Origin of the sequence: Marinobacter iranensis, assembly GCF_029207565.1 — a bacterium.
Classification (GTDB): domain Bacteria; phylum Pseudomonadota; class Gammaproteobacteria; order Pseudomonadales; family Oleiphilaceae; genus Marinobacter; species Marinobacter iranensis.
Map to the genome: position 1 here is coordinate 1 of NZ_JANCMW010000213.1, position 265 is coordinate 265.

A 265-nucleotide genomic window follows, 5' to 3' on the forward strand; every position below is an offset into this window, starting at 1 on the left:
CGGCATGGACCGTGCGCGGGAGCAGGCGCGGATGCTGGTCGAGCAGGCGATCGCGCATCTGAAACCCTATGGCCCCGAGGCCGATCTGCTGCGCGATATCGCGCGCTACACATTGGAACGCGACCGGTGACTTATTCTTGCCGTCATCGCGACGGAGGAAAGGACCTATGACTGTGCGCACCGGCGTCTATCCCGGCACCTTCGATCCGATCACGCTCGGCCATATGGACATCATCCGCCGCGGCGCGAAGCTGTGCGACCGGCT

At 64.5% G+C, this 265-nt stretch carries 1 protein-coding gene; it reads left to right on the forward strand.

All coding sequences use genetic code 11. The annotated features are described in order from the left end of the window. Nucleotides 1-167: 167 nt before the first annotated feature. Nucleotides 168-265: adenylyltransferase/cytidyltransferase family protein (locus NLU14_RS22075; RefSeq protein WP_275710648.1), on the forward strand; the 98-nt coding region annotated here is incomplete at its 3' end.